Source organism: Microbacterium aurum (assembly GCF_016907815.1).
Classification (GTDB): domain Bacteria; phylum Actinomycetota; class Actinomycetes; order Actinomycetales; family Microbacteriaceae; genus Microbacterium; species Microbacterium aurum.
Map to the genome: position 1 here is coordinate 3,259,063 of NZ_JAFBCQ010000001.1, position 17,783 is coordinate 3,276,845.

At 70.8% G+C, this 17,783-nt stretch carries 14 protein-coding genes and 1 pseudogene; 4 read left to right on the top strand and 11 right to left on the bottom strand.

Going from position 1 to position 17,783, the window contains the following annotated elements; translation table 11 throughout:
* Positions 1 to 160 precede the first annotated feature (160 nt).
* The 6 genes and pseudogenes from rimI to glmS form a co-directional block, all read right to left on the bottom strand.
* Positions 161 to 667, bottom strand: a complete 507-nt coding sequence (gene rimI / locus JOD60_RS15905; protein ID WP_076691569.1) for a ribosomal protein S18-alanine N-acetyltransferase — start codon at positions 665 to 667, stop codon at positions 161 to 163.
* On the bottom strand, positions 664 to 1,344 hold the full coding sequence (gene tsaB, locus JOD60_RS15910) for a tRNA (adenosine(37)-N6)-threonylcarbamoyltransferase complex dimerization subunit type 1 TsaB (protein WP_076691570.1): 681 nt from the start codon (positions 1,342 to 1,344) through the stop codon (positions 664 to 666). Before tsaB ends, rimI begins: the two co-directional genes overlap by 4 nt.
* Before the next feature lie 30 nt (positions 1,345 to 1,374).
* The gene (gene tsaE / locus JOD60_RS15915) at positions 1,375 to 1,878 is read right to left on the bottom strand and encodes a tRNA (adenosine(37)-N6)-threonylcarbamoyltransferase complex ATPase subunit type 1 TsaE (protein WP_076691571.1); all 504 of its coding nucleotides are present in this window, start codon (positions 1,876 to 1,878) and stop codon (positions 1,375 to 1,377) included.
* Positions 1,875 to 2,999, bottom strand: a complete 1,125-nt coding sequence (gene alr, locus JOD60_RS15920) for an alanine racemase (RefSeq protein ID WP_198159068.1) — start codon at positions 2,997 to 2,999, stop codon at positions 1,875 to 1,877. Before alr ends, tsaE begins: the two co-directional genes overlap by 4 nt.
* Positions 3,000 to 3,124: 125 nt before the next feature.
* Positions 3,125 to 3,472 (bottom strand): annotated as a pseudogene (locus tag JOD60_RS15925) (holo-ACP synthase); the annotation flags it as partial.
* A 296-nt stretch (positions 3,473 to 3,768) separates the two neighbouring features.
* Positions 3,769 to 5,619: a glutamine--fructose-6-phosphate transaminase (isomerizing) gene (gene glmS / locus JOD60_RS15930; protein WP_076691572.1), complete on the bottom strand. Its 1,851-nt coding sequence runs from the start codon at positions 5,617 to 5,619 to the stop codon at positions 3,769 to 3,771.
* Between the two features lie 694 nt (positions 5,620 to 6,313).
* On the opposite strand from glmS, the gene JOD60_RS15935 reads away from it, so the two are divergent.
* A complete protein-coding gene (locus tag JOD60_RS15935; protein WP_198159069.1) occupies positions 6,314 to 7,738 on the top strand; it encodes a sugar transferase in 1,425 nt (474 codons plus the stop codon).
* 245 nt (positions 7,739 to 7,983) lie between these two features.
* On the opposite strand, the gene JOD60_RS15940 is transcribed toward JOD60_RS15935, so the two are convergent.
* Together JOD60_RS15940 and JOD60_RS15945 are read right to left on the bottom strand one after the other, a co-directional pair.
* Entirely contained in the window at positions 7,984 to 9,111 is a 1,128-nt protein-coding gene (locus JOD60_RS15940) for a glycosyltransferase (protein ID WP_076691574.1), read from the bottom strand.
* On the bottom strand, positions 9,108 to 10,133 hold the full coding sequence (locus JOD60_RS15945; protein ID WP_076691575.1) for a glycosyltransferase family 4 protein: 1,026 nt from the start codon (positions 10,131 to 10,133) through the stop codon (positions 9,108 to 9,110). The genes JOD60_RS15940 and JOD60_RS15945 overlap by 4 nt, the downstream gene beginning before the upstream one ends.
* Before the next feature lie 86 nt (positions 10,134 to 10,219).
* On the opposite strand from JOD60_RS15945, the gene JOD60_RS15950 reads away from it, so the two are divergent.
* Positions 10,220 to 11,341, top strand: a complete 1,122-nt coding sequence (locus JOD60_RS15950) for a glycosyltransferase family 4 protein (RefSeq protein WP_076691576.1) — start codon at positions 10,220 to 10,222, stop codon at positions 11,339 to 11,341.
* Here the strand turns inward: JOD60_RS15950 and JOD60_RS15955 are convergent.
* The 3 genes from JOD60_RS15955 to JOD60_RS15965 are packed head-to-tail and all read right to left on the bottom strand — an operon-like array spanning position 11,334 to position 15,444.
* Positions 11,334 to 13,286: a glycosyltransferase gene (locus JOD60_RS15955; protein ID WP_076691577.1), complete on the bottom strand. Its 1,953-nt coding sequence runs from the start codon at positions 13,284 to 13,286 to the stop codon at positions 11,334 to 11,336. The two genes, JOD60_RS15950 and JOD60_RS15955, sit on opposite strands and share 8 nt — an antisense overlap.
* Entirely contained in the window at positions 13,283 to 14,236 is a 954-nt protein-coding gene (locus JOD60_RS15960; RefSeq protein ID WP_076691578.1) for a glycosyltransferase family 2 protein, read from the bottom strand. Before JOD60_RS15960 ends, JOD60_RS15955 begins: the two co-directional genes overlap by 4 nt.
* Positions 14,233 to 15,444 (bottom strand): glycosyltransferase family 4 protein, encoded by a 1,212-nt coding sequence (locus JOD60_RS15965; RefSeq protein ID WP_307823878.1) that lies wholly within the window; start codon positions 15,442 to 15,444, stop codon positions 14,233 to 14,235. The genes JOD60_RS15960 and JOD60_RS15965 overlap by 4 nt, the downstream gene beginning before the upstream one ends.
* Before the next feature lie 33 nt (positions 15,445 to 15,477).
* Between JOD60_RS15965 and JOD60_RS15970 the strand changes: the two genes are divergently transcribed.
* The gene (locus JOD60_RS15970) at positions 15,478 to 16,488 is read left to right on the top strand and encodes a glycosyltransferase family 4 protein (RefSeq protein ID WP_076691580.1); all 1,011 of its coding nucleotides are present in this window, start codon (positions 15,478 to 15,480) and stop codon (positions 16,486 to 16,488) included.
* 76 nt (positions 16,489 to 16,564) lie between these two features.
* Positions 16,565 to 17,782 carry an ABC transporter ATP-binding protein gene (locus tag JOD60_RS15975; RefSeq protein WP_157127974.1) on the top strand — a complete coding sequence of 406 codons (1,218 nt, stop codon included), beginning with the start codon at positions 16,565 to 16,567 and terminating at the stop codon, positions 17,780 to 17,782.
* Position 17,783: the final 1 nt, after the last annotated feature.

The following is a 17,783-nucleotide window of genomic DNA, read 5'->3' on the forward strand; positions in this document are numbered from 1 at the left end:
CCTCCCGCGGCTCGGGCACGGCGGCTCAGACCACCGGCGTGCGAAAAGCAGGCTGAAACGGCACCCTGCGGCCCCCGGCAGCGGTCGGGGTGCGGTCCAGCCTGCTTTTGCGACACGGTCATGTGCACACCCCCGACTTCCAAGCCCGTCCGCGATGCGGTCATGCGCACATCCCCGGCCCGGATGCCGGCGCGGCGCCGTCGGCCCGCGCGGCCGTCCACGCCACGAGGTCGAGCCTCATGACGATGGCGTCGACGTCGTCGGGCTGGTAGTAGCGCGGTCGTCGGGCGATCTCGGCGAAACCCTCCGAGACGTAGAGGGCGGATGCGGCGGGGTTGTCCGCCCGTACCTCGAGGAAGACCTCGCGGGCACCGCACTCTCGGGCCGTCTGCAACAGGGCTCGCAGCAGCGCGCGGCCGCGGCCCCGGCCCCGTGCGGCCTCGGCGATCGCGATCGTCTGGATGTCGGCATCCGCCGCCCCGGCCACCGCCCGCACGCCGCCGTAGCCGAGCAGCCGGCCGGCCTCGACGTCGACGAGGTAGCGGCCGTGCGGCGAGACGAGCTCCTCGCGCATCATCGCCTCGCTCCAGGCGTCGGTGGGGAACGACGTGCGCTCGAGGTCCATGATGGCGGCGAGGTCGTCGGCGGTGGCGGTGCGCAGCGTCATGACCCCACCCGCTTGCGGGGCGCCGGGAGCGTCACGTCGGGCGCGCGCAGGTAGAGCGGTTCGGGGCCGGTGAGCTCGCGGCCCGCGGCGATCGCCCGCGCCGCGACGACCGCGACCATGGCGGCGCTGATCTCGGTCACGTCGCGGCGTTCGGCCCGTAGTTCCCCGAGCACGGCGTCGATCTCGACGCGGGGCGCGAGGGCCGGTCCTGCGGTGCGGATGGGGATCCCGTCGGCATCCGTGCCTTCGTAGACCGAGTAGGCGACCTCGCGGCGCCGGGCGTCGGTCACGACGGCGAAGCGCGCGGGCTCGGCGAACGGGTCGGTGAGCGCCGCGGCCAGCAGGATCTGCAGGGCGGCCGCGTCGTGGCTCGGCACCGCGACGACCGGCAGCGCGCGCCCGAGCGCGAACGCCCGCGCCGCGGCGATGCCGACGCGCAGGCCGGTGAACGGGCCGGGACCCATGCCCGCAGCGACATGCGTCACCGCGACCGCCTGCGGCGCGGCGGTCGTGCCGACGGGACCGAGCGCGGCGCCGGCGAGCGCCTCGCGCAGGAGGTCACCGATGGCCTCGGCGTGGCCGAGCGGGTTGGCGCGGGAGTGCTCGGCGAACACGACCCCGTCGTCGTCGACGACTCCGACGGCTGTGCCGAGGGAGGTGTCGATGCCGAGGATCACGTCTTCCAGGGTAGTCGGCGCGGCGGGGGGTCAGCCGTGGCGCGTGATGCGGACGCGGCGCGGGGCGGCGTCTTCCATATCGGCGACGTGGGGGCCGGCCGTGCCGCACGCAGTGTCGACGCCCGTACCCGCCCATCCGCGGTCGATCTCGATCTCCCACCACCGATCGGCGACGGCGGCGGCGAACGGCGCGGCCCACTCCGCGATGACGACCGAGCCGGCGAAGTCGATGTCGAGGTCGTCGAGCTCGCCGTCGGTGCCGAGCCGGTACGCGTCGACGTGCACGAGCGGCGGGCCATCGCCGAGCGAGGGGTGCGTGCGGGCGATGACGAACGTGGGGCTCTGCACGCGCCCCCGCACCCCGAGGCCCGCGGCGATGCCGCGCGTCAGGGTCGTCTTCCCCGCGCCGAGCGGTCCGGTCAGGACGACGAGGTCACCCGCCCGCAGCGCGTCGCCGAGCGCGCGGCCGAGCGCTTCCATCTCGGCCGGCGAGGCGATCTCCCGCTCGCCGACGAATGCGTCGAGGCCCGTCACGGCGAGACCTCCCGGCGGGGCACGCGCGGCCCGATCCGGGTGACGATTTCGTAGTTGATGGTGCCCGCGGCATCCGCCCACTCCTCCACGGCCGGCACGCCGAGCGTCGGATCGCCGAAGAGCACGGCCTCGTCGCCGACCGCGACGGGGGCATCGCCCACGTCGACGACGAACTGGTCCATGGCCACGCGGCCGGCGATCGGGAACACGCCGTCGCGGATGCACACCGCCGCGCCGCTCGACGCCGCGCGCGGCACGCCGTCGGCGTAGCCGAGGGGTACGAGCGCGAGGGTGGTCTCGGCGGCGGTGCGGTGCTGGTATCCGTACGAGACACCCTGTCCGGCGGGCACCCGCCGGACCGCCGCGACCGCGCCGCGCAGCGTCATCGCCGGCCGCAGGCCGAGGTCGGCGGAGGTGCGATCGGCCAGCGGAGACAGCCCGTAGATCGAGAGGCCCAGCCGCACGCATCCGAACCTCGCCTCCGGCAGTGCGATCGCCGCGTGGGAGGCGGCGATGTGGCGCAGGTGCGGCGCGAGTCCGTGGGATGCCGCGAGTCCGAGCGCATCGCGGAACCGCGCAACCGCGGCGAGGTCGTCGGCCGCGCTGGTGTTGGAGAGGTGGCTGAAGATGCCGACCACCCGCAGCCGGCCGATACGCTCGAGCCGCGCCGCCTCGGCGAACGCGACGGCGTAGTCGGCGGGCGCGAGCCCGTTGCGCCCGAGGCCGGTCTCGACCTTGAGGTGGACGCTGACCGGCCGGTCGGCGGATGCCGCCGCCGACGCCGCCTGCAGCTGATCGACGCTCGAGATCCCGAGCTCGATGCCGCGAGCCGCGGCGGCCGCGAAGTCGGCGCCGGGAGCGTGCAGCCACGCGAGAATCGGCGCGTCGATGCCCGCGCGCCGCAGCGCGAGCGCCTCGTCGATGTCGGAGACGCCGAGCCGCGTCGCCCCGCCCTCGAGGGCCGCGCGCGCCGACCGGACGGCGCCGTGCCCGTAGCCGTCGGCCTTGACGACGGCGATGATCTCCGACGCGGTGAGGCGCCGCAGCTGACGCACGTTCGCGGTGATCGCCGCGGTGTCGATGACGGCTTCGCGCAGGATGCCGGGTGGGATGCGGCTCATGCCTGTTCCTCCGATGCGACGCCGCTGCCCGAGTCGCCGCCGCGGGCGGTGCCGGCGTCGCTGCCCGTGCCGGTGCCAGCGCGGCTGTCCGCGCCCGTGCCGGTGCCTGCGGTCCCGGCATCCGCCGTCTCGGCGACGACGTAAGCGGTCGCGAGCCCCGCGTCGTGCGAGAGCGAGAGGTGCACGGCGGCGATGCCGCGGGCCGCGACCGTCGCGGCGGTCTCGCCGCTGAGCGCGAAGACGGGCTTGCCGCTCGGCTCAGACGCCACCTCGATGTCGGTCCAGTGGACCCCGTCGGAGCCGCCGAGCGCCTTGATGAGCGCCTCCTTCGCGGCGTAGCGCGCGGCGAGGGAATGCGGCTTCAGTGCGCGCTCCGCCGGGGCGAAGAGGCGCTCGCGCAGGCGCGGCGTGCGGGCGAGCGACCGCTCGAACCGCGGGATGTCGACGAGGTCGACCCCGATTCCGACGATCATCCCGTCAGCCTATCGCCGCCCACGGCATCCCCCTCACCCCCGAGGTCGCCCCCTCATCCCCGAGGTCGCGCCTTCGCCCACGAGGTCGCCACTTCGCCCGCGAGGTCGCCACTTCGCCCGCGAGGTCGCCCGGGCGACCTCGCGGCGCAACCGGCGACCTCGCGGCGCAACCGGCGACCTCGCGACACAACAGGCGACCTCGCGGCGCAACCGGCGACCTCACGACACAACAGGCGACCTCGCGGCGCAAAAGGCGACCTCGCGACACAAAAACAGCGCGCGCGACGTGCGCCGCGCTATTCCACGGTGACGGACTTGGCGAGGTTGCGCGGCTGGTCGACGTCGAGGCCCTTGGCGGTCGCGAGGCCCATCGCGAAGATGTGCAGCGGAACCACGGCCAGCAGCGGCTCGAAGAGGGGCCCGGCGAGCGGGATGCGCAGCACCTCGTCGGCGAAGGGCAGCACGGCGGCATCCCCTTCCTCGGCGACGGCGATAACGCGGGCGCCGCGGGCGCGGATCTCCTGGATGTTCGAGACGACCTTCTTGTGCAGCTCCGCCGACTCGCGCGGCGACGGCACGATGACGAACACCGGCTGGCCGGGCTCGATGAGGGCGATCGGGCCGTGCTTGAGCTCGCCGGCGGCGAAGCCCTCGGCGTGAATGTAGCTGATCTCCTTGAGCTTGAGCGCACCCTCGAGGGCGATCGGATAGCCGACGTGGCGGCCGAGGAAGAGCACCGACTGGGTGTCGGCCATCCAGCGCGAGAACTGCTCGACGTGGGTCTGCTCCTCGTCGAGCACCCGCGCGATCTTCGCCGGGATCGCCTCGAGCTCGCGCACGTACTGCGCCTGCTCGGATGCCGACAGCGAGCCGCGCACGCGGGCGACGTGCAGGGCCAGGAGGTACAGCGCGGTGATCTGCGCGACGAACGCCTTGGTCGACGCGACGGCGACCTCGGGGCCGGCGTGGGTGTAGATCACGGCATCCGACTCGCGTGGGATCGTCGCGCCCTGCGTGTTGCAGATCGACAGGGTCTTCGCGCCGCGCTCGCGCGCGTACTTGACCGCCATGAGGGTGTCCATCGTCTCGCCGGACTGGCTGATCGAGACGACGAGCGTGTCCTCCCCGATCACCGGGTCGCGGTAGCGGAACTCGTGCGCGAGCTCCACGTCGACGGGGATGCGCGTCCACTGCTCGAGGGCGTACTTGCCCGTCTGCCCGGCGTAGGCGGCGGTTCCGCAGGCGATGATGACGATGCGACGGATGCCGGTGAACAGCTCGTCCAGGCCGTCCAGCTCCGGGATGGCCACGGCGCCGTCGCGCACGCGTCCGCGGACGGTGTTGGCCACGGCATCCGGCTCTTCGGACACTTCCTTCGCCATGAACGACGGCCATCCGCCCTTCTCCGCGGCGGCGGCGTCCCACACGACCTCGAACGGGGATGCCTCGACGGGGTTCCCGGCGAAATCGGTGATCTCGACGCCGGCGGGCGTGATCGCGACGATCTCGTCCTGACCGATCGCGAGGGCGTTGCGGGTGTGCTCGACGAAGGCGGCGACGTCGGAGCCGAGGAAGTTCTCGCCGTCGCCGAGGCCGATCACGAGCGGCGAGTTGCGGCGGGCGCCGACCACGAGGCCCGGCTGGTCGCGGTGCATCGCGAGCAGCGTGAACGCGCCCTCGAGGCGCGAGACGACGGTGCGGAAGGCGGCCACGAGATCGCCGGATGCCTGGTACTCGCGGCCGAGGAGCACGGCGGCGACCTCGGTGTCGGTCTCGGAGCGGAAGGTGAAGCCCTCGCTCACGAGTTCGGCCTTCAGCTCGGCGAAGTTCTCGATGATGCCGTTGTGGATGACCGCGAGCTTGTCGTCATCCGCGAGGTGCGGGTGCGCGTTCGCGTCGGTGGGTCCGCCGTGCGTGGCCCAGCGGGTGTGGCCGATGCCGGTCGTGCCGTCGGGCATGGGGTGGGCGGCGAGGTCGTCGCGGAGGACCTGCAGCTTGCCGGCGCGCTTGCGCATGTCAAGGCCGCCATCGGCGTCGATGACGGCGATGCCGGCGGAGTCGTACCCGCGGTATTCGAGCCGCGCGAGGCCCGACAGGAGGATGGCCTGGCTGTCACGCGGGCCCACGTATCCGACGATTCCACACATGGGGTCCATGGTAGGCGGCGGGGTTTGCGCGGCGTCCTGACAAATCGGTCACGCGCGCGTGCGGCCCGGCGCCCAGGCACCGGCGCGCCCGGCCGGCGCCCCGGCCCGCCCTGGAGACAAAGGTGGGGCCCTCACGACGTGGGCCGTTGGGGACGGCGGACTCGGAGGACCCCTGCCCACGCACTCTCGGTGGGGCCGATTGGGGGGTGGCCCCTGTCCGAACGCCACTTGGGGAGCAGCTGAGGAATCGCGCGGACATCCCCAGCGTACTCGCGCGGGTGCGCTGGGCATCGGAAGACGCACCCACCGATGATCGAGGATGATCAAGGCTTCCCCCCGCGGCGACCCTGTGCCATACTCGGCAACGTCAGCCGTCGCGAGGCGGACCGGATGCCGAGGGGTCGGCGTTCGGGGGGAATGATCCGGATCGATGTGGGAATCGATCCCGGGACCCATGACACCCGTTGGGGGAAAACGCGAGTCCGGGGATTCGCGTATTTGGGGAATCGCAGGCTCTGCCTGTCACTTGGGGAAATTGGGGAAACACCATGGGGGGACGCATCTCGGTGCGTGCGCGCGGGGGCGCGCAGCACGCCGTTCAGCACGATCAGATAGGTGATCGCAGGGCTGAGCGATGAGCTCGGCGACGCTGGGTCTCGGTAACGGGATGAGCGTCGTCGGAGCACCTCGAGTCATGCCGGTTCTGGAGAAGCGGCTGACTCAGGTGCGTCGGCACCGCGTCGCGGGGTGGGCGATCGACACTGTGTTGATCGCCCTCGCGGCGGGGGCGACGGCCTCGATCCAGCTGGCGACACTGCCGACGCCTCCGGGCGATCCGGCGGCATGGCCGGCAGCGGCCATTCTGGTCGCCAGCTGGTCGATCGCCCTCATGGCACTCAGCGACCGCGCGCGCCGGCGGGGGGCCGGCGAGCGTCTGGAGCTGGTGCCGATCGTGCACTCCGCCGCCATCGGGGTCGCCGCGCTCGCGGTGGCGGCGGGTGCCTTCGGTTGGATCTCGTTGCGGCCGCACATCGCCATGACGGTTCCGCTCGGGATCGTGGCGCTGGTGGCCGCGCGGCTCGTACGGCGGACGTGGGTGTCGCGGCATCCCGTGGAGCACTCTCTCGCGCCCCGGACGCTCATCGTCGGATCGGCGTCGAGCGTGGAGCACACGATCCGCTCGCTCATGTCCGATCCGCGGTTCGCGCACCACATCGTCGGCGTAGCCGTGCCGGGCAGCGGCGCGACGAGCGTGACGGTCGACGGCCGTGGCTACCGCACGCTCGGCACACCGCAGCACGTCGCACACCTCGCCCGCTCCGAATGCGTGGAGACGGTGATCGTCGCGGACGGCATCGACGACCCCGACTACCTGCGCCGACTGAGCTGGAGCCTGGAAGGCGCGGCGACCGACCTCATCCTGGCGACGCGGCTCGCCGACGTCGATCGCTCGCGCATCGCCTTCGAGCGGACGCACGGTCTGGCGCTCACCCACGTGAGCCTGCCGAAGTTCGACCGGACGACGCTGCAAGCCAAGCGCGCGCTCGACGTCCTCGTCGCCCTGGTCGCCCTCCTGCCTGTCGCGCTGATCACACCCGTCATCGCACTGGCGATCCGCCTCGACGGCCCCGGGGGCACGTTCTTCCGCCAGCGCCGCATCGGACGAGACGGGCGCGAGTTCGACATTCTCAAGTTCCGCACGATGACGACGGATGCCGAGGCCCGCCGCATCGAGTTCGAGGCCGCGAACGAGGGCGCGGGCCCGCTGTTCAAGCTGAAGAACGACCCGCGCGTGACGCGCGTGGGTGCGGTGCTGCGCCGGTTCTCTCTCGACGAGATGCCGCAGTTCTGGAACGTGCTGATGGGCGAGATGAGCGTCGTCGGGCCCCGACCACCGCTGCCCGACGAGGTCCGCGACTACGACCGCGACGTGCTGCGTCGCCTGTACGTCCAGCCCGGAATCACCGGGTTGTGGCAGATCAGCGGCCGGAGCGACCTGACCTGGGAGCAGAGCGTCCGTCTGGACCTGCACTACGTGGAGAACTGGTCGGTGGCCGCCGACCTGAAGATCATGGCGCAGACGGCTGCAGTGCTGGTGCGCCCGCGAGGCGCCTACTGAGGATGCCTGAACGCACGATTGCTGACCCGGGAGCGCGTGACACACGTGCTCCCGCGTCGCGGCAGCAGCGCCGCGACGCCCAAAGATGTGACGGCTCATGCTCGAGTCAATACGATCGGGAAAGACCCGGGAGCCCTCGGCTTCCGGTGCGTCATCGCGGTCGTATGCCTCCCCCGAGAGCATGAGCCGTCACTCCATGGTGTGTCCCGCTCGGTTGCCCAGGGTCCGAGCGGACACACCACCTCTCAGCGACGGATTGAGCCGACGCGGCGCACGATCTCGCCCATCTCGGCTGCGCGATCCGACCAATCAGGAACCCCCGCGCGAAGGACCGTGGGTATCGACTCGGCGGCGAGCGCGGCGACGGCGTCGGGGAAACCTGCGCCGTCGACGATCGACACACCCTGCTCATCGAGGGCGCGGAAACCGGCGACCGGCGTCGTAACGACGGGGCGCCCGACCGCGCGATACTCGTAGAGTTTGATCGGATCCAGGCTGTCGGTGAAGTCATCGACGACGTGCGGCACGATCAGGACGCTGGCGTGCTGCAGATACGCCGGCACGGATCCGAAGGGGCGAGGACCGAGCAGCACCGCACCAGCTGACTGCAGCTGTGCTGACTGCGCGCCGCCGAGCGCGTTAGGTCCGACGAGGACGAGGGCGTCGCCCTGATCGCGCAAGCGCGCGGCCGTGCGAGCCGTCAGCGCCACGTCGAGGCGATCTTCGTGCAGTGTTCCGACATAGAGCGCGGTGCCGGCGATGGGCAGATCGGCCGGCCGGCCGTATGTCTGCCGGTAGCGCGACACATCGACGGCGTTTGTGAGGAGGCGGACCTCGCGGCGCGTGCCGAGCGTGGATTGGAGTCCCACCGAGCACACCACCACCTCGTCACACAGGTCCAGGAGGATTCTCTCGTTGTCGACCACCATCCGGTGCTGGCGAGGCGTGCGATGGGCGGCAGTCCAGTTGTCGGTGACGTCGTACAGGGCGCGGGGGCGCCGCCGGCGCACGTAATGAGCCCATCCGGGGTCGTTGACCCAAACCGGTGCTCTGCCGAGGCCGTGTGCGACGCGGGCGGCGTCCACCTCACGCCGCAGCATCGCATCCGCCACAGGTCCCGCCAGTCGCGGCAGCCACTTCGTCGGCTCGAGCAGGGCGAGTCGGCCTGCATACCCGTCCGCGGTCCGCAGCCCTCCGCCGCGGCGCATCTCTCGCCGCTGCAGCGCACCGTGGACGACGTCGCGCGCCGGTTCGACGAACAACACCCGCAGGGCGGGGTCAGCCATCAGCATCCCGTCGATGAGGTACTGATTGCGCCGCCAGATGTCGTCCCAGGGCTCGAGGGAGAACACAACGACTCCATGTGCGGTCAACGCGCGCGCACCTCTCGATAGAGCGCTCGCGTCCCCGCGGTCTGCGCGTCGAGCGAGAAGTGTGCGCGCTGCCACGCCCACGCCGCCGCTCCCACGTCGCGACGGCGCTGTTCGTCATCGACGAGAGCGTCAATCAGCTCTCCTGCGGCCGCAGCGTCTCCGACCGCGAATACGAGCGACGGCTCCACCGCACCGACGGTCTCCAAGTGACCGCCAGCAGCTGAGGCGATCACGGGCGCTCCGTGTGACATCGCTTCGAGCACAAGTATGCCCAACCCCTCGCGCGGCGTGGGGGCGAGAACGCATCCGGCCCGGCGTAGCAGCACGTCGATATCGGAGCGGAACCCAAGGAAGTCGACGGTGTCCGAGATGCCGAGCTTATCCGCGAGCGCCATGAGCTCCGGAAGCTGGGCTCCCTCCCCGGCGATCTGCATCCGCCATCCCTTGCCCGCAACGGCACTGAGGGCCCAAGCTCTCAGTGCCGTTGCGGTGTCCTTCTCGGCCTCCAGCCGCTGCGCAACCAGCACGATCCGCTCGCGTTCGGTCGACAGAGGCCGCGAGGCGACGCCGGAGTGGACGACGGTGCTCGGCGAGCGGATACTCGCGGCCACGAAGTTCGAGATCGCGAGCTCGGCCGAGATCCGACGCCGCGCGAGCGAGAAGACCGCCCGAGTCAGCGGGCTCCCGCCGCGGGGCGCGGCGAAGTGGCGGGTGCTGACATGCGCGGCGCGGCGGCCGACCGGCGTGAGACCGTATCCGACGCCGAGGAGGTCCGCTTGCGACATGTGGGTATTGAGGATGTCCGCAGCGCCCAGGTCGTCCAGCGAGCGCCGGGCCGCGCGCATGCTGCTGCCGGGGTGCCAGCCCACGCCAGCATCGCCGACGGCGGCGCGCATGAGCGCGGGGTCACCCCCGACCACGTCCACTTCGTCGCCGTGTCCGCGTAGCGAGACGGCGAGGTTGGCGATGTACCGCTCGACGCCCCCGAAACCGTCCGAGCACACCAGATGGATGACCCTCACTTCACAACTCTCCCTGATCGCGTGTAAGCGTCCGCGCGTCTCCCCTGGGAACGAGCGTGCCATAACATAGCGACGTGCGCGTGGGTATGTCGTCGTTCCGCTTCAATCGCGAAGGCGGCATTGAACGAGCCTCCTATGAGGTGGCCGCCCGTCTCGCTGGTCGCATCGACCTCACACTCCTGTCCACCGCTGTCGAACCGGCGCCCTCTCCCCCGCTGACCTGGCAACAAGTACCCCGCTCGTCGCTCCCCGGGTTCATGACGCCGGCCACCTACTCGGCAGCGGCCACCCGCGCGGCCGCTCCGCACGGGTTCGACATCCTGCATAACCAGGGTGGGTGCGCCCTGCGCTTCCAGGACATCATCACCGCGCACAGTTGCCACCGCGCGTGGTGGGAGATGAAGTTCCGCAACGGTGAGGGCGCCCGGGCCCTGCTCAACCCGCACCACCACGCGATCCTGCAAGTCGAGAAGCGCAATTATCGGCCAGGCGCGTTCCGTCGAGTCATCGCCGTTTCGCACGGAGTCGGCCGCGAAGTCAGCGAGCACTACGGTGTGCCACCCGAGCTCATCAGCGTCATCCCCAACGGCGTCGACGCCGCCCGGTTTCAGCCTTCCGATGCCGACGAGCGTCGTCGCGACATCCGCACGCGGCACGGGTTCACCGACGACGACGTCGTGCTGCTGTTCGTCGGCAAGGAGTTCCGCCGCAAGGGCCTCGCTCCTCTCGTCGACGCCCTCGCGCACCTCCCGGCGCATGCGAAGGCGCTCGTCGTGGGCGGCGACGACCAGACGCCGTTTCGGGCGCAGGCCGCCGCGCGCGGCGTCGGTGACCGACTGGTGTTCGCGGGGCACTCCCCCCGGGTCGAGGACTACTTCCAAGCCGGGGACGTGTTCGTCTTCCCCACGCTGTACGAGGCATTCGCCCTCGTGACCCTGGAGGCTGCGTCCGCCGGCTTGCCGTTGGCGACCAACCGGGTGAACGGCACAGAAGACTTCGTGATCGACGGCGCCAATGGCGTGTTCATCGATCGGGACGGCCGCGCCCTCGCCCGATCGCTTGCCCCACTGGTCACCGACCGAGCGTTGCGCCGGCGCATGGGTGCGCAGGCACGGGCGGACGCCGCGGCGTACACATGGGACAGCGTCGCCGACCGCACGCTCGACGTCTACCGCGAGGTCTGGGAAGACAAGCATGCCGTCAGGTGACGCGACGCGCGTGGGCCACCGGTCCACGCACGAATATCGCCAGGCGCCGTCGCGCCTGGGCGCGGCGCTCTCCGCATAGCGCGACGGTGCGCACGACCGCCCCGAACACCATGGCCGCTCGAAACGCCTGCCATCCGGGCGCACCGAAGTGCTTGCGCTGGTAGATCTCGTTGCTGGCGAAGAACAGGGCGTCGCGACGGTCGGAATCGCCGCTGGTTGCGGCACCGATGTGTGTCGCGGCGACCTCGGCGAGACCGATCCGCCAGCCGGCATCCGTCGCCCGCTTCTGCCAGTCGACCTCCTCGGCGTAGAGAAAGAACCGTTCGTCGAATTCGCCGACTGCTGCCAGCGCCTCCGCGCGCAGCAGCAGCACCGACCCGATCACGAACCCCTGCGTGCGATTGAGGAAGCCGGCGCCGACCGCTTCGAGCCATGCGCGCCCAGGACCAGGAAACGGCCACCACACGCGCACAGGGTCGCCGGTGGCCGGCTCGATCTGGGTCGCCCCCACCGCGGCGAGGTCGCGGCGTGAGTGTAGCTTCTCGTGCATGCGGTCGACCTCGATGCCCGCTATGCGGGCATCGGGGTTCAGCAGCAGGACATCGTCGGCCTCGCGCCCCCGTTCCCGCAGTGAGCGCAGCGCGACGTTGACCCCGGCGCCGAATCCGAGATTTGCGCCGGGGTCGATGTAATGGATGCCGTGGCGCTCGGCCATCTGGGAGGTCGTCATCGACGAGGAGTTGTCGACGATCGTCGTCTCGAACCCTTCGCCGAGCGCCTCCAGCGCGCCCTCCAGCAGGGCGGGGTCGCCGTACGCGACGGCGACGACCTGTGGGCGCTGTCGCGCTCCGGCGCTGCGCGCCGGCAGGATCTCGTCGTAGAGCGCGTGCTGCATCTCGGCGACGCTTTGCCAGGTGTACCGCTCTGCACGTGTCAGCCCGCGGGCGCGCAGCTGCGCCCAGCGCTCGGGGGCGCCGGCTTCGTCGACCGCGACCGCCAACGCGGTCGCGTCGCCCGGGGCCACCAGGATGCCGGCGTCGGCAACGACGTCGGGGATCGCGCCCGAGCGACTGCCCACCACCGGTACGCCGGAGGCCATCGCCTCGACCGCGACGCGGCAGAATTGCTCTAGCCATCCTGGGCGTGGAAGGGACGGAACCGCCAGCACGTCGAGGCGGCGATAGTGCCCGGCGAGGGCGTCGCCCGCCGCGAAGCCGAGAAAACGCACCCGGTCGCTGATCCCGAGCGCGGCGGCGAGGGCGACCAGTTCGGTGCGTCGCGGCCCGTCACCGGTGATCTCCACCTGCCACGTGGTCCGCAACGCCGCCGCGTGCAGCAGCACGTCAACGCCCTTGTGGGCGTCGAGGCGGCCTACGTAGCCGACGGTGAGCGCGGCGGCGGGCGGCGGGCGGTCGGCGGGCGCGAAGACCCCCGTGTCCACCCCCAGCGGGATCAGCCGCACGGGGCCGGAAAGCCCTTTGCGCATGAGTATCTCGCCCGCCTCCCGGTTGCAGACGTAGGCGGCGGCCGCCCCGCGCAGCGCCCAGCGCTCGAACCAGCGGAACGGGATGGGGTAGCGCTTGTCGATATTTTGCGCCGAGTACACCACGTAAGGCGCCCGTCGCCGACGCAGCAACCGCATCAGAAGAATCTCGGCCGTGGCGAGCGCGAATGGCTCCTCATGCAAGTCGACGATGTCGGGGCACGATCCGAGCGCCCGCCATATGCGCCGCGGGGAATACACAAACGCATTCGGGTGGGATCCGAGCGTGCCGGCACCCGTGACGAAAGTGTCGCCGTCGGATCGCAGCGCCAGGGCGCGCCCACCCTCGTTCCAGCGCTGCGCCGAAAGTAGCCGCACGTCCAGTCCGCGCGCCCGAAGCGCCCGTTCCCGTTCGCGCCACGCCGATACGACACCGTGGTGCGCGATTCGCAACACTCTCATGAGAGTCCCCCGTCTATGAGCCCCCGCTCAGCGCCCATAGTAGGGGTCTGTGCACGCACCCGGCGACGCAGCCCGTCCAGCAGCCCGGCCGGCGCGGTACGCAGCGCCCAGCACAAGTGGCCCACGGCCGTGGCGGGATGGCGCTCGGCCCACGAGGCGCGGGCGGCACGACCCGCTGCCCACCACGCGTAGCGGTCGTTCTTGCGCAGGCTCTCGTCGAACGCCGCCACGAGCGCGGTTTCGCCGCGAGTCTCGGCCGCAGCGCGATGACGTCGCAAGACGCCGCCGATCGCGTCGACGAGCGAACGGAAGCGCCGCGTGACGTTGTCGCCGTGGGTGCGGTAGTCCACGAGGGGACGCGGCTCGAATACGACCGGCCCGCGCTGCGCGACGCGCAGTAGCAAATCGAGGTCTTCGGCCAGCCGTAGCGCGGGATCAAACCCTCCGACTTCCGTGAACACGTCGGTGCGCACCATGAGGTTCGGCAAAATGATGCCCGTGCGTCGACGGGCGATGTCCGCCTCGTCGTCGACGGCGACCTGGTCGGCGTCGATGAGCACCTCGCCTCGAGCGTCGATGGTCCGCATGCCGCAGTATCCGGCGACGGCGGCCGCGTCCGCATCGAACCGCGCCAGCTGCGCGGCGAGGCGGTCGGGGTGCCACCGGTCGTCGTCGTCAAGGAACGCGAGCCACCGTCCTCGGGCGCGGCGGACACCGGCGTTTCGCGCGGCGGCCGGCCCCCCGGGTGCCTGACGTAGCACGACCGCGCCACCGACTGCGGCCGCCGCTTGGCGCACAGCAGTGGGATCGGGAGAACCATCGTCGACGACGATCAGCTCGTAGCGGGTCTCGCTCTGCGCGGCGAGCGAGCCGATCGCCTCGTCGAGAAACTCTCCAGCGCGATTGGTCGCGACGATGACGCTCACCAGCACGCTCTCCGGCGCCGTCATCCCCGCGCCCGCCTGACCCGCGCCCGCTCGTAGACCGTGGCATACTCGGCGGCGATGCGGTCCCACGTGAACGCAGTGACGCGATCCCGCCCCGCTGCAGCGATGCGGGCCGAGACCTCGGGCACGTCGAAGATCCGCTCGAGCGCCGCGGCGAACGCGACCGTGTCACCGGGATCGACGAGCCACCCGTCGGTGCCGTCGTTGATGAGCTCCGGAGGCCCGCCATGCGAGGTCGCGATCACGGGCACACCGGCCCGCCATCCTTCGAGCAGAACGATGCCGAACGGCTCGACGCGACTGGGCACGGCCAGCGCCGCAGACGCGGCCGCCGCGCGCACGACAGCTCCTCGATCGAGCCTTCCGGTGAACAGGACGCGGCCGACCAGACCCTGCTCGTCCGCCAGCGCTTCCAGCGCGGGGCGCTCCGGTCCGTCCCCGCCGATGACAACCGAGACGTCGTCGGGCAGCCGTGCCTGCGCGAACGCGCGCAGCAGCAGGTCGAACCCCTTGGTGTGCACGACCCGCCCGAGGGCGAGCACGTAGCGCCCGGGCAGCGAGGGCGCCGTTCCCGCCGGCTCGTCGAGGTCCACGCCGTTCATGATCACCTCGGCGCGATCCGGCGCGAGCTCGAAACGCTCCTCGAGGTCACGCGCAGTGAAACGGGAGCACGCTGTCACTGCGTCGGCGCGTTGCAGCGCGGCCCGCAGACTGCGTCGCAGCAGCGCCGAAGTGGCGAAGACGCCGTCGGCGTCACCGAACGTCTCTCCATGGGCGGTGACGACCAGGGGAAGACGCAGTACGCGCGCCAACGCCAGCGCCCACACACCGTTGGGTCCGAAGCAGTGCACGTGCAGGATGCCAGGACGGTCCGCCCGCGCCGCGCGCAACCATCGCGTAAACGCCGCCGGCGCCCGCCGCGCGAACGAGGCCAGCGAACGCGCATTGCGAGCCGGCAGCGGGCAGGGCAGCACTCGCACCGGCACGCCGTCGACAACCGCCGGCACGGGGTCGCCCCGATCGACCGTCCAGATGACGACGCTGATGCCGCGCGCGCGAAGGGCGCGAGCGGTGTGTCGGACGTGTTCTTCGACCCCTCCGACACGCGGATGGAATGAACTCGCAATCAGGGCGACCTGGGCCACACGACCTTCTCTCGCTACGCTCGCATCGACACGCCCACCTCGGGTTCGGAGGACGAGACCATTCACATCACATTCGCCACCATAGCCACCAGCGCGCCGATGGGTCAGCAGGTCTACGAAGAGGAGATCGTTCGCCGTGCACCCGGCGTGCTGTCGGCCGCCGACACCGTCTCGCGCGAGATCGCCCGGTCGCTGCGCTCCGACCTGGCCGGTACCACCCGCCTGCCAGCTTGGGTACTGACCCGAGCACCGCACGTCCCCCGCGCGCTCGCCGGCGCCGCGTTGTACCGCGGCGCCGACGTCGTTCACCGGATGGGGTTGGGCATGCCGCCGGCGAGGGTCCCCGAGGTCATCACCATCCACGACACCGTCGCGTGGCGCTTCGACGACGAGTCGTCACCCGAGCCGTTCGCCGCCCGCGAACTGCGCGCAGCGGCGGCCGTCATCGCGCCGTCGCAGTTCTCCGCCGACGACGTGTCGGAGTTCCTGGGCATCGACAACGTGCACGCGATACACAACGGCGTCGACGCGCGATTCTTCACAGCCACCGCCCTCTCCCCGCAGCGGCTCGCTGCTGTGGGGATCGAGGATCCGTACGTCGTCCACGCCGGTGGCGCGTCGCAGCGCAAGAACCTCGCGGCGCTAGCCGCGGCGTGGGAGCGGGTCGCCTCGGCGCGTCCCGACCTGACGCTCGTCCTCGCGGGCCCACCCCATCCGCGGCGCACCGACCTGTTCCGCGCGCTGCCGCGCACCCGTCTGGTCGGCCGTCTCGATGACGAAGTTCTCACAGGTCTGCTCGCGGGAGCTGCCACCGTCACGGTGCCCTCGCTGTACGAAGGGTTCGGGCTCCCCGCTCTGGAGGGTATGGCGGTGGGGGTGCCGGTCGTCGCCGCGCGGACGAGCTCGCTGGTCGAGGTCGTCGGTGAGGGTGGGGTACTGGTCGATCCTGTGCCCTCGGCGATCGCGGAAGGGATCGTGTTCGCGACGTCCGGGGAACCTGCCGTGGCGGCGATGGCCGCGCGCGGCCGCGAAAGAGCGCGCGAATTCACCTGGGAGCGCAGTGCGCGAGCGCACGCCGACGTGTGGAACCGGGTCGCCGTGGGCCGCTGAGATTGGATAGTTCCCCGCAAAACCACCGAAACCTGTATGTTTGGACCATCCTGTGGGCTTTGGGGGAGGAACCACTGTGATTTCTGGGGATGATTCGGCGATTCGTGTTGCCGATTTGGGGAAGACGTACCGGCTCGGTGCGACGGGCGAACGACCGTCGACGGCCGCGCAAGCGGCCTTCCAATGGTTGCGGTCGACCGGGCGGATGAAGTACACGCTGTTCGACGCGCTCGACGCCGTAAGCTTCGAGATTCCGCGTGGGCAAGCGGTGGGGATTGTCGGCCGCAACGGCGCCGGCAAATCCACGTTGCTGAAGCTGCTCACTCGGGTGACATCGCCTTCGCGTGGCCGGATCGAGATGAACGGGCGCATTGGCTCACTGCTGGAAGTGGGCACCGGGTTTCACCCCGAGCTCACCGGCAAGGAGAATATCTTTCTCAACGGCGCGATCCTCGGCATGACACGCAAGGAGATCCTCAAGCGCTACGACGAGATCGTCGACTTCTCGGGCATTGAGAAGTTCCTGGCCACGCCGGTGAAGCGGTACTCGTCCGGCATGTACGTGCGGCTGGCGTTTTCGGTTGCCGCGCACCTGGACACCGAAATCCTCGCGATCGACGAGGTGCTCGCCGTCGGCGACGCCGAGTTCCAGCGCCGTTCGATCGCGAAGATGCGCGAAGCGGCGTCCGGCGGCCGCACCGTGCTGTACGTCAGCCATCAGTTGCAGACGGTGCAGGCCCTGTGCTCGTCGGCGATGCTCCTGGATCGGGGCAAGCTCGTGTACTCGGGGACCGTCGACGGTACGCTCGAGGCCTACCGGGACAGCTTCGAGAGCTTCGCGGCGGCGCAGAGCGACGCCACGAAGCGGCCGGGTAACGGACGGGTGCGGCTAGACCGCGTGTGGATGGAAGACGAGTTCGTGAAGTCCGGAGAGGACGTCGTGGTGGACTTCACCGCCCCTCGCGGAAAGAACCTGATCGGTGCCTACTTCGTGTCGATGCACATTAACAACGACCAGGGATCGGTCATCTCCCAATGCGATTCGCGCCTGGTGGGCACCTGGTTCGATCCCGAGGAGGCACAGACTGGCCGCCTCGTGATCCGCAACTTGTGGCTCAAACCCGGTCAGTACACCGTCGACGTGTACGTCTGCCAAGCCGGTGTCCTGGATGCGTGGGAGGGGGCATGGCGGTTCGAAGTACTGCCCGACCTGCCCTACCCCGAGTTCACCGAGTCGTCGGGCACCGAGAAGGGCCTCGTCTTCGCGGACTTCGCATATGAAGGAAGGAGCTGAC